The following is a 12,472-nucleotide window of genomic DNA, read 5'->3' on the forward strand; positions in this document are numbered from 1 at the left end:
CTAGAACGGCGCTTCGTAAAGGTCTTCGGATGCTCGACTCGCCATGCGGTAGAGCACCTGTTCCACGTCGACATCTTCCTGAATGAAATGCGCCGATCCGTCGCACATCCCAACATGAGTGCCACCGGGATGGTTGCTACCCAGGCTGACATCGGTCAGGTGCGAAGTTGCCTGTCCCGTATCCACATCAACAAGGGGTTTTTCATTGATGCCGTACCGAATGTTCTTGGCATTCTGAACGTAACCCGCCTGTTGATTGATGTCGCTGCCTAGACTGGTGCTGCCGACAATCCATGGCCCAAACGGTAGTGGGCCACTGTCATCTCGCCCCACAAAGTCGACGTCCCAAGACAGCTCTCCATACATAATCGTTTTGCTGGTGCCGTCGACTATCTTGGAGAACTTCACGTTCTTCACCCTTGAGGTAACGGGGAGGATGGTCCCATTTGTTGCGATCCCGCCAGAGCTAGCAGTAAAGCCACCGTTAGGGCATGGATCGACTGTTTGTGTATAGGAACTCAGAGGCCAGGGCAGGTTGGCAATACCTCCTCCTCCGCCGCCGTTCCGACCTCCGCCAGAGCTACCGCCGCAGTCGCGTGGACGCGCCCCGCAGTTGCCCATGTAGTGACTTGGCAGCGAACTCGACTCATGCTGTTCGCCTTCCCGGAAGCGGAAACTAGTCCACTGTTCCTGCGCTCCGCTGGGGCAGCGAAGGAAATCTAGTGTCGTGCGGAGGGCTACCGAGTTGGATGGGTGCCGCCAATGCTCCTCCTGGTTGACCAGAGACATCAGGTTCTGCTTTTCCATAAACGGCAGCAACCGTGCCTGGCTGCTAAGTGCGGTCGGAAAGTTGCCATGCGGGGGCAGTTTTCCCATCGTGTCATGAAAATTATGAGCTGCGAGCAGTAGCTGTCGCATGCGGTTAGTACAGTCGATCTTGCGAGCCGACTCTCGCGCAGCCTGCACGGCAGGGAGAAGTAGCGCAACCAGAATGCCAATGATGGCAATGACAACCAGTAGTTCAACCAGCGTGAACCCGATACGGGAAGAAGTTTGATTGGTATGTTGACCAACGCAGATACGGCGAGGCATGTGGTCCTCCCATGCATCGATGAAGAATAGTTTGTGACAAGAACCTGGCCGTCGCCAGATTCGTGGTTTTGACTACCCGAATATTTCCAAGGCACGCTTGCATGTGCCTGCTGGCAAGTCGAGGTGGAATGAAAAGTTGATCCGCGTCATGAGAAGCTAGTCTCCAATCAAACTATCACAGCCGTTGAACACCCACAATTCGATTACTCTCGGATTGCGATAAACGGATTTGGCTTTGCGTCCAAGAGGTCGCACAATATCCGTATAATTCAGCTACAATCGCGATTGTATTGTCTCCCGATGGCTATTCGCAGGCGTTCTACCTACCTCGCTAGCGGATTACCGGTCTGCGCAATGCCGCAATACGACGTGGGCTCTGCATCACGTTCCCAATATAGATTTCCCTTCTCGCTTTTACTTAGCTGATTTGAACCCCAATGCAACGCTTCTCGCCTGGTCGTTCTTTGCGGGCGCATTCCCGTCGGCTGAGTATCGAACCGCTTGAGCCACGGCGGCTATTGGCAATCACCACCGTGGTAGCTGAGGCTGATACCTACACGCAAGCCGGTGTCGGAGCTGGTTCGGCGATGGTGCTCGATGCGCTGGACACGAACGGCAATGGCGACTCGACCGTGTATGTCCGGTTTGACATCTCGGGTGTCGACCTCGGCGCAATGGAGTCGGCAACTCTCAAGCTCTACAAGACCGCCGGTACCCGCAACGATACTATTGTCGAGCCCCGGTTCGACGTCTACGGCTTACTATCACTGATTGGCAATACACCGCAAAATTGGGGCGAGGCCACCCTCGCCGAAGGAAATGTAGGCGCGGAGTACACGAATGTGTCGGGCGACGGGCTCGATACATCTGTGCTGTTTAATCTGGATGAAGAAAGCGGGGCCAACGTCTCGGAAACCGTATTCAATGCCAACGATGTTGCGCAGGAACTCACCGGGCCAGACCTGATGACGTTTCTCGAGTCGCGACAAGCGGACAATGGACTGGTCACATTTGTTCATTACATCGACGCAGGTAATTTCCGTGGCTGGGGTTACCATTCGCGCGAAGCAGCCACTTCAGCGCTGTGGCCCGTCCTCGAGTTCGACGATGGCGAGACAATCAGCGATGCGTACCCGGACGATCCCATCGTGCTGCCCCGACAAGTTGAGAAACTCGATCGTGGTGTGGTGGCAGTGCATCCCACCGCGTCGACCGCCTACATTGGATGGAGAATGCTGGGCAGCGACCCAGCAGACGTTGCCTTTAACATCTATCGATCGACGGATGGCGGAGTGGCTGCGAAACTCAATGATTCGCCGCTCACCGAGACGACCGACTACGTTGATAATTCGGCGAACACGAGTGGAGAGCACACATACCATGTTCGGGCTGTGATCAATGGCATCGAGCAGGAGCCCAGCAAGTCGTACACGCTGGCTGCCTCCTCGCCGGTGCAGCAGCATGTCGACGTTCCGCTACAGGTGCCCGACGACGCTGTGATTGTTTTGCCAGCCGGAACCGAAACACCACCTCCAAACCAAGACGACTCGCCGCATCAGCCTTTTCAGTCGTACAGCGCAAACGATGCAAGTGTTGGGGATCTGGACGGCGACGGCGATTACGAGGTGATCGTCAAGTGGGAACCTAGCTACTCTCAGGACCCGTCTCGGGAAGGGCTGACTGGCAACGTGCTGTTGGATGCCTACGACCTGGAGGATGGCCTGCTGTGGAGGATCGATCTTGGTAGGAACATTCGCGCCGGCGCGCATACCACGCCGTTTGTGGTGTACGATTTCGATGGGGACGGCCGCTCGGAAGTGGCCATGATGACCGCACCGGGAACCATTGCCGGCGACGGCCAATTTGTACTTCTTCCCGGCGACAACGCCGATGACGATTACCGAGATGGTTATACCGGATCAGGAGATGGCCGCTGGGGCCGCGTGATCGACGCCCCAGAATACCTTACGGTGTTCGATGGCCTGACCGGAGCCGAACTCGATACGGTGGCCTTCGAACCGGCTCTGGAATCGGTCTCTTCATGGGGCGATAGCTGGGGCAACCGCAAGGATCGACTCCTGGTCGCGCCTGCCTACCTGGATGGCAATCGTCCCAGCATGGTGTGGGCTCGCGGCTACGCCGGACCCTCCGGCGGGTTCAATGCCCGAAACGAAGTTGCCGCATTTGACTATCGCGACGGCCAGTTGTCGTCGCGGTGGATTTTTGAAGCCGCGACCAACGGGGAGAATCTCGGCTACGTGGGGCAGACAGCCCATAGCATCACGGTGGGGGACGTCGACGGCGACGGCAAGGACGAGGTGATCACCGGCGCGGCTGCTTTGGACGACGATGGCACGCTGCTCTACAACACAGGCCTCGGGCACGGCGACGCGTTGCACTTGTCCGACATGGACCCCAACAACCCGGGTCTGGAAATCTTCATGCCTCATGAAAGCCAGGGGGCCTATGAGAGCAACGGACGTGACGCTGGCGGCGAGTATCGTGATGCACAAACCGGTGAGTTGTTAACGCAGATTCCCTCCAACAACGACGTTGGACGCGGCGTGGCGATGGACATTGATCCCAACCATGAAGGATACGAATTCTGGGCGACTACCAACCAGGGCACCCGGATGATTTACAACGTGTCGGGCCAGCCTTTGTATGCCACCCCCAGCAACATGATGTACAACTTCGGCATCTGGTGGGACGCCGATCTTTCGCGAGAGCTTTTGGATGGCACTACCATTTCGGAGTGGAACAATCCGGGAAGATCCAACCTTGTTTCGTTCGGTAGTAGCGGAATTAATAGCACGTCGGGGCTGTCTTCGAACAACGGTTCCAAGAGTACTCCCAGCCTGACTGCAGATGTGTTCGGCGATTGGCGAGAGGAAGTGATTTGGCGACGGAGTGACAACACCGCGCTCGAGATTTGGACCACCTCGATCCCTGCGTCGTCGAGGCTCACCACGCTGATGCACGACACGCAGTATCGTGTTGCAGTCGCCTGGCAAAACTCCGGTTATAACCAGCCGCCCCACCCGAGCTATTGGATCGGCCAGGGCATGGACACACCGCCGCAGCCTTCGATTTACTTTGGCGGGGAGTTGCAAGGCGATTACAACGGCGATGGCGCTGTTGGCATATCCGATTACACAGTCTGGCGTAACTCACTTGGCAGTACCCAGAACCTTGCCGCCGACGGAGACCACAGCGGCACGGTCGATGCTGCGGATTACGACGTCTGGAAATCGAACTTCGGCGCCACCACACCTTCCCCCGCAGCTTTGGTATCCAGCGCGTCCAGCCCCCTGATGGCAGGTGCAAGCGAGGAGTCCCTTGCACCCGAAGGCAACCACGACACTCTAGGGGCGGCATTTGCATCCCTGGGCCAGAAGGCGAATGCTGACCGGGACCCCGCAATCGCCCAGTCCAAAGAGTCCAACGGACAATCCGACGCGGCGGCATTACTGCTACTTCGCTGCAGCGTCCAAGCGACAGATGGTCCGGACGCCGCCGATTGGAACGCATTAAGTTCCGTTGAAGAACTGAATTCGCCAATGGATGCAGCCCTGGACGACTTCTGGGCTCAGTTGGCCGTGGGTTGGTTGCGCGAAGAGTTCTAGAAGACAGCCGGATATGTTGAACGCTTTGGTTGTAGCTACTGGCATTAGGCCGACGTCAGCCAGAGGCGACGCCAGCGGAATTCGACCTATCGGGAACAGCTATGTTTCCCAGATAGGAGAACCCAACGATATCGTATAGAGGAGAGGCAAACCACTACCAATGAGAGAGCGACAGTTGACGGTTCGGGCACTTGGCTGTGTTGCCAACTTGCTGTTATTGGCGTACTCTCGCCAAAATGCAACTTCCAACTTGCGTACTGCTCGGCGCCGATCACGCCACCATCAATATCGTTGGGCAGTGTACCAGTCGGCGCACCAAGGTTGTTCCGCCACACGATGTAGTCGGACAAGTTAACAATGCCGTCGTCATTGTAGTCGCCTGCCAAAACAGGAGTGATTGGAGTGATCTGGGAAATTGAATACTCGAATGAGTTTTGAACATCCAAGCGTTCCACGTCATAGTAGGGCGAATAGGTCCTGACGCGCACCGTTGAGCCATCTTCCAGGAACTCGACAATCCTGATGAATCCTGCGCCGCCATTGGTGAGGAACTGGGCGTTAAAGAACATCTGATGCACGTGATTCCCACCCGAACCAACGCTGTCGATATACCCGGCACCGTCTCCACCAAAGTGGCCGTTGAACACCATTTCGAAGTTGCCATTGTCCTTCACCAACTCCTGCCATAACTCCTCGCCTGATGCGTCGGCATCTACACGGCTGTTTGCGTACCGCTGCTCCTCCGACTGAACAAAAGCGTGGGTCAGCAAAATGGCCGTGTGGTCGGCATACTCCGGTAGTGAAATCACTCGGTTAGCCCAGTCGACAGTCTGGGGGCGGGGTTCCCACTCAAGCGAGATGACAAGCATCTCGCGGCCATCAGGGGCGGTGAACTCATAGAACGCGTTTTCAATCCTTCCTGGGTTCTTGATCCCCTTGAGAATTCCTCCCTGTGCCGGATCGACTAGCGAATTGTCGGTCATCGAGAAGTATTGGTTGATGAAGGTCTGACGGCTCTGTGCATTGGTTGTGCCAAAGTCATGGTTGCCGGCGGCGAGGATGTACGCGACTTCGTCATCCAGAACGCTCATCGATGCCTTAGCATTTGCCCACTGCTGACTACTAGTCTGATCGCCACTGGAGGGGTTATCCGTATCGTTATTGTTGACGATATCTCCTTCGTGGAGCACGACCTGAACGTTGTACTCATCTCGATGATCACGAATCCACTCTGTCATTTCCGTGAAGATGTGAGCGTTCTCACTGGCCTTTGAGTAATTCTGCGTATCGGGCAACAGGACCATCGACCACACTGCGTCCGGCGAAGGAGCAAATGGCGTTTGCGATACGTTGCTCACAGTTCCCGGCGAAGCGTGGTTGATTCCGAACGAACTCTCTACAAACCTAGCGTCGTAAGCGCCTCCGAAGGAGGGTATCCAATTAGAGCCACTTCCATTGGCAAAATTGGAAAGCCCCTCGGGCAGTAGCATCAGGCTGTGGCCGTTCGAGCCATTTAGTAGGGGCCAGCTACCCGAGTTTTGATAATTGACTGTGTCACGCAGAACTCCCGTGGCGTCACGAAGCGCCACGGTTTCATTCGTTGCAGTAGGACTATTGGCCAGTATCGGGAAGTCGGCGACTTCCACGCGATTGATGCCGCCGCCCCATTCGCTGTCGAGCGTTGCCGCGTCACCTGTTACTACCAAAGCAGTTGCTGGCGGAACAATCGTTCCGGCGGGAAAAGGGCTTGCGAAATCGCCATCTTGCGAATCGCCTACCGACCAACCACTTATGTCGATTGCGCTTTCACCTGTGTTGTACAGTTCCACCCACTCTCGATTGAATCCTCCCGCTCCGTCGTCGCGGTCGGAACCTCCCGGGTTGTACATGATCTCGCTGATGATAACTTCACCGTGTACTCGATGTACCACGGCCAGTGCGACGAAAATCGCGAAGCAGAGTAGAACGAAACGAGTGAGAAGTGAAGTGCTCACCAATGCAATCCGATGAAAAAAGAGACAGAAGCGGAAGTGAGCAACACGGTGCTAGTGATGATGGTGACCATGCATTGGCTGGTGATCAGGCGTGACGGGCAGTGGCAATCCTAAATCATCCCCATTCGCCTGAAAGCCATTCCCGTCGGTATCGATATAGATCGGATTCGATACAGCGATCGGCATCGCGGTTCCTTGCTCCTCGCCGTATACTCGTCCGATTTGCCGACCTTCTGCGGCGGCAACCACGATGAGATGCGTGTCCGTAGTCACCGGCAGATCGAAGCTGCGGTCGAACTTCACCACTCCATTGTCGAAGTACTCTGCATGTTCGGTGCGAGTGAAGTTGTACTTGCCAGCGGGGCTGCCGTTCAAAAAGAACTGCACTCGATTCACATCCAGCCAGTTAGGGCATTGAACACGAACATGGACACTCACCTGCTGGTCCTCGCACCGCAGGTCATCGCCTGGCCCCACTTTATTCTGAGCATCGGACACCTCCACCTCGAGAAACGGTCCGTTGGTCATCACAACCTGACCATGCTCCAAGGCGTGGCAAACATCCATCAGTTCCAGTTCTGATGGCACATCCGACTTTGCACGAACATAGTTGCGACGCCAGCCACTGCCGTAGTAGTTCCAGTGTGCATCGGTGTTCACTACTCCTGGAATGCGGTATCCCAAATTCAACATTTGAATCCAGTTCATCACAGCGTTTCCACGATCTTTGCGATCTTCGCCACCAAGCTCCAGATCTTCGAACACCTTCGACAGGGGATGAACCTCGATGATGTCCGCGAAATGGAACATCTTGCGGAAACCTCGATCGGGGGTGCCGTCGAGATCGCGATCTCCAATCATCTGGGCGACATTGGGGTGATTAATCTGCACAACCTTGTCGCTATGATTGTCCCACAACGCTATTCGCTCAATTTGAACCTCCGGATCGACGTCAATTGCCGGCGCGCCGCCATCCTGAGTATGCGAATGGAGCTTCAAGGGAAACACATTCTGGTGATTGATCGGTAGCGGTTGTCCCGTGAGTTCCATGCCACTGCAGGTCAGCACTCGGTCCACGGCATCGAATTCTACTAAGTGATCCTGGTAGCTGCTGATGCGTTGGTGTTCGGTGCAAGGGATGAACTCGAGTTGCTCCACCAGCAGATTAAGCACTCGCCCCTTCTGGCTGGAGGTGTTGTCGCCCGATGGAGATGAGTGGCTGTGCAATTCGGCGCTGATCCACCCGGTCGTATCAACGGAGTGCTTCAACTGCCCCTCGACGCTCGTGTGGTTGCCAGCCTCCACTTCAATGGTCTCTACCAACGCGTCGTATTCAGGGCCATAGCTGATCAGCAACTCGTACTTGCCCGGCAACAGATCGACCTCGAACTGCCCATGCGGGGTGTGCCATAGGTTGCGGACTCCATATACCGCACTGTCGGGGCCGAAGTTGGGATTAGGTACGTCCTGGCCGAAGAAAGCAATACGGCAGGGAATGGGGTTGCCGTCGTCGTCCGTAATCCGCCCCGCCACCGTACCAAGTTGAGGTAACTTCACATGCACCGTAGAGGACTTGCCAACATCTACTTGGGTAGCTTGCGAAGACTGTGTGCGGCCGTTGGCCTCCACCTCCCACTGGTACTTACCTGCAGGTAATGCAGTTTTTAGATGCCCTGTGGAATCCGTGTGGCCACTACCGATCAACTGACCACCTTGCATCGCCTTGACGTATGCATCGGCCACAGCTTTGCCATCGGTCACGCGGACATCGATTCGACCGGTTGGTAGTTTGCGGTCCGAGGCGATGTGATCAACTAGCGTCAGGGTATCCGGCGCGACGTAGAGTCTACGTTCGAACAGCACCGATCCCCCTGCGGGTACAACCACCGTACCCGAATCGCCGTTCAAATACTGAATCTGGCGGGGTGCGCGTCTGGCGCGCTTCCGATCGCCGGTGTGCCACTGATCCCCCTGAGGCGCGACGCCGTACGCTTGGCGCCAATGGCTATCCTGACACCACCAAAACCGCAGCGACTCATCAGCACCGAAGGCAAACTCCCCATCCGCACGAACCCCGTCGAGCAGCTTGAACGTCTGGTCGGAATCGGTGGGGTTTTCGATGAGCGACTTGATGGTCAGGTACTGCTGGCCATCAACCAATTCGTATCCGATTCGAATGGTGCAGGGGCTCTTGGCCAGGGGCGACTCCTCCGGCGCCTCTAGTTCAAAGGCAAGTTGCGCCGCCCCCTCGTGCGAAGGCATCTGGTCGGGCCAGTCGATGGGGCCTTGCAGGGTCCAGCCACCACCGTGTGGATAGAAGCAACTAAGCTGATCGCTTTGGAGATCCCGTTGTGTAAAATCAATTAGACAACCTCCAACATCCTTGACGGTCATGTTTGCATTGCGGCGTTCGGCTGGATTGGCGATGACAGCCACCAAGCGATCGCTCGCCAGCACATGGTCGCCGTAGATGCAGTCCACTTCCTTCCCTGCGGGGGCAAACTTCTTCCAGTTTTGTTCGTCGAGTACGATTTGATCGACGCCAATTACTGGAGAGACTATAAGCAATGCCCCTACCAAGACAGCCGCAATGTAAACTGGCTTCATTAAGAACCATCCTCATCGGCTACTGAATTACCAACCATGGCCGACCACAAGGGCCGGCCATGAATAACTTCGCCTGGGTTTTGAACCACCGCCGCCTTACCGACCGCTGAAGACCTTGCGACGCATGCCGATTACCGCGATGCCTAGTACTCCGAGCACGAAGGTCGTCGGTTCCGGCACGGTGTATATCCGTAACATGGGAGCCAGGTCCGGATCCACGGCGCCGGAGGTAAATATCTGCCAACCGTCCGACGTGCCGTCGGATCCGATGTAGAACCCGTAGTTGGGATCTCCGGAAAGCCAGTTGTCCACGACGCTCGTCACGTCCATGGACATGTACTCGGCTTCGTCGATCTCCACAAAACGCCCAACTTCGGGAGCGATTTCATTGGCTGCGAGCATATCGTCGACGTCACCAGAATAATCGCTGTACACACTGGTGGTGTCGAACGGCGTGAGCATCTGATGTACGGTGTAAGGGCCGCCTGAGTCGGAGACGCCGCTGGAGAAGCCGGTGGCAATCAGCAACTCGGCCTTGTAAACACGGCCAGTCAGCGCTTCAACATCGGCAAACTTGATCAGGTAAGGTGTATCGTACGAATCACCGTCGTTGTTGCCGTCGAGGAACAACTCGCTCTCGGTGGATGCATCGATTCCACCTAGCACGGTGTCGTCGTCTCGTTCAGGAGTACCACCAGTGTCCGTAACCAGGTTCAACATCACGTCGGTCGTGCCATCGTATCCACCTAGTCCGTCTTGGAATTCGTGCACTTGAACATTTGGACTGGTTGTGTAGGTGACCGTAAGTTTCGGTCGGTACGACACCTCCGACGAGCCCGTCGAGTGTACTCCCCACCCGTTGTCGTTGTCGCGGTGGTCGCTCACCACGGCGAGTCCATAATTCGTGTCGCCGTCTACCCAACTTTGGACAGCACGTGTGACCGATGCACTATAGGACTTGTCGAAGTCCATGGGCGATTCGCCGATGGGATGATCAAAAGTCCCCAGGATGAAGTCGGCTTCCCCCTGCTCGGGTTCCACACCGTCGACGTAGTTGGTAAACAGCCCATCACCATCTCCAAAGTCACTATCGAGCGTGGAATTACTGTCAAATCCTTGAGTCAATCGATAGACGTTGAAACTTTCGGTAGTGTCGGCCGAAGAGCTGGCGTCGGACGACTGAGTCCGAAGCGTTAACTGAGCATCCAGAATGATCGCACCGGCCGGGATGCCCGCGCCCCCCAAAATGTCGTCGAATCGAATCAGATAGTCGTCTCGGGCTGCATCTTCGGGATCGCCATCGATGAAGAAACTGGTAGCTGTCGAGTCGACTGTGGCGCCATCCTGCCCGCTGGTGAGGCTGATGCGACGGTCAAAAGTTCCCGAGTAACCGTCAGCGCCATGCTGGAACATAACCGATTCAACAGTGATCTGTGCGTCGGCAGTTTCTGCGGCAACTAGGACGGCGCAGATGGACAAGGCCGATGATAAGAAGTACGGCCGAAATCGTCTGGTCATTGGTGCTACTCCTGAAGCTGAGTGAAAGAACTGCTTACAAGGTTGCCTTTTCCCTGCTAAAGCAAGGGTAAAGTTTAGCGTCCAAAAATGAGGTCTAGGTTAGCACGATGTGAAGATCGTGTTAACGACTCAAGCTGCAACATTTTGGACTACTAACGCACAAAACGACGAAGCTGCTGGTAGAATGAAAAACGAAAGGAAGAGAAAAGCATCAAATGCGAACGCATCTACGTAGCGAATACAACCTCCGATTAGTGGTCATTGCGGCGACGCTTGTTTTTGTATTTGGTCGCGCACGACAGACAGAAGGTTTCGTCCCTCACGACCGATGGTATCAGACGGCTACAGGGATTTCAAGTTTTCGAGGTGCACCAATTACCTTGACCTGGAGCATCGTTCCCGATGGAACCACCATCGACGGGGGTGGAACGAGCGGGCTAGTTGAGATGCTCGACAACCACTTCGACGTCGCCAACCGATCAGAACCACTTGGAAATCGGCCATGGAAGTGGCTATTCGACTCGGCATTTAGTCGTTGGGGTGAAGTGGGAGGGGTTAGCTTCCACTACGAGTCGTTCGACGACGGCGCGATGCATAAAAATTCACCGGGAACACTCCTCACACGCGGCGATATACGGTTCGCCGCTGAGTCGATTGATGGATCGCGCGGTATTCTTGCGAGCAGTCAGTATCCCGATGGAGGTGATATTACCATCGACATCGACGGACCGGGATACTTGCTTGATCCCGCGGGAGATTACCTGCGATTCCGCAACACCTTGATGCACGAAATCGGGCACTCTCTTGGATTAGATCACTTGGTTTCAAGCGACGCACAGTTGCTGATGGAACCAGTGCTTTCACTCGACTTCGAAGGACCTCAACTCGATGACGTCCGCGGTCTGCATTACCTCTATGGAGATCGTTTCGAAAAGTCTGGCAACAACACTCTGGACCAGGCAACTCCACTAGGGACGCTGTTGCGCAATGAATCGATATTCATCGGTAGCGATGCGGGGATGGAGCAGGCCCTGACGCCAAGTAGCACCGATTTTTTAAGCATTTCCGGACAATCGGACGCAGACTACTACCGCTTTACAACCGACGAGTCTGGCTTGCTTAGTGTTGTGTTGTCGCCCGTTGGTGGCCGCTTCCGACAAGCAGCGGTTGGCGATGTCGAACTGCTGACGAACGCAGCCGCGAGTAGCAATCTCAACCTCGCGCTAATTGATTCAAATGGCAACAGTCTTGCACTGGTCGACGACACCTTACACGGCAGCGCTGAATATCTATTCAACTACTCGATTGAAGCTAACAGTGCCTACTACATTCGCGTACGTGGAACTCGCGACACCGTGCAACTTTACACCTTGAATATTTCGCATCAGCAAGGTATTTTGGTTCCAGAGCCGCTAACAGAAACAATATTGTTGGCATCACTTTTCTGCACTTACTTTCTACATCGTTTGCGTTGCCATCGCAGAGTCTTGCCAACTCGCCTGAGGTCGCAGGGTTAAAGCAAATTGCGACGCGAGATTGAGTAAACGCTTCTTCGGCGCTCTTGTGCCTCTTCCATAGAAGAAGTCCATAGCGTCAAACGCTGATCGTTAAGGTTAAGTCATTGAGTCTTAACTG

The 12,472-nt window shown here is 55.4% G+C and carries 6 protein-coding genes; 2 read left to right on the forward strand and 4 right to left on the reverse strand.

What is annotated here, in order from left to right; translation table 11 throughout:
* Positions 1-1,092, reverse strand: coding sequence for a DUF1559 domain-containing protein (locus tag ACQK2L_RS26745; RefSeq protein ID WP_425400109.1), 1,092 nt, complete (start codon positions 1,090-1,092; stop codon positions 1-3).
* A gap of 437 nt (positions 1,093-1,529) precedes the next feature.
* Here ACQK2L_RS26745 and ACQK2L_RS26750 point away from each other — a divergent pair, with 437 nt between their 5' ends.
* Positions 1,530-4,718, forward strand: coding sequence for a hypothetical protein (locus ACQK2L_RS26750; RefSeq protein ID WP_425400110.1), 3,189 nt, complete (start codon positions 1,530-1,532; stop codon positions 4,716-4,718).
* A gap of 86 nt (positions 4,719-4,804) precedes the next feature.
* Here the strand turns inward: ACQK2L_RS26750 and ACQK2L_RS26755 are convergent, their stop codons facing one another.
* The 3 genes from ACQK2L_RS26755 to ACQK2L_RS26765 all read right to left on the reverse strand — a co-directional run bounded on the left by ACQK2L_RS26755 (position 4,805) and on the right by ACQK2L_RS26765 (position 10,837).
* The gene (locus ACQK2L_RS26755) at positions 4,805-6,712 is read right to left on the reverse strand and encodes a lamin tail domain-containing protein (RefSeq protein ID WP_425400111.1); all 1,908 of its coding nucleotides are present in this window, start codon (positions 6,710-6,712) and stop codon (positions 4,805-4,807) included.
* A 51-nt stretch (positions 6,713-6,763) separates the two neighbouring features.
* Complete coding sequence (locus tag ACQK2L_RS26760) at positions 6,764-9,319, reverse strand: CehA/McbA family metallohydrolase (RefSeq protein WP_425400112.1); 2,556 nt, start codon at positions 9,317-9,319, stop codon at positions 6,764-6,766.
* Positions 9,320-9,415: 96 nt separating this feature from the next.
* A complete protein-coding gene (locus ACQK2L_RS26765; protein WP_425400113.1) occupies positions 9,416-10,837 on the reverse strand; it encodes a DNRLRE domain-containing protein in 1,422 nt (473 codons plus the stop codon).
* Positions 10,838-11,091: 254 nt separating this feature from the next.
* Here ACQK2L_RS26765 and ACQK2L_RS26770 point away from each other — a divergent pair, with 254 nt between their 5' ends.
* Positions 11,092-12,354, forward strand: coding sequence for a matrixin family metalloprotease (locus ACQK2L_RS26770; RefSeq protein ID WP_425400114.1), 1,263 nt, complete (start codon positions 11,092-11,094; stop codon positions 12,352-12,354).
* Positions 12,355-12,472: the final 118 nt, after the last annotated feature.

The organism is Aeoliella sp., from assembly GCF_965227375.1.
Taxonomy (GTDB): domain Bacteria; phylum Planctomycetota; class Planctomycetia; order Pirellulales; family Lacipirellulaceae; genus Aeoliella.

Bases quoted from the DNA above. Each gene is read 5' to 3' on its own strand.
- ACQK2L_RS26745 (WP_425400109.1), bottom strand. From the start codon at position 1,092: ATGCCTCGCCGTATCTGCGTTGGTCAACATACCAATCAAACTTCTTCC.
- ACQK2L_RS26750 (WP_425400110.1), top strand. From the start codon at position 1,530: ATGCAACGCTTCTCGCCTGGTCGTTCTTTGCGGGCGCATTCCCGTCGG.
- ACQK2L_RS26760 (WP_425400112.1), bottom strand. From the start codon at position 9,319: ATGAAGCCAGTTTACATTGCGGCTGTCTTGGTAGGGGCATTGCTTATA.
- ACQK2L_RS26765 (WP_425400113.1), bottom strand. From the start codon at position 10,837: ATGACCAGACGATTTCGGCCGTACTTCTTATCATCGGCCTTGTCCATC.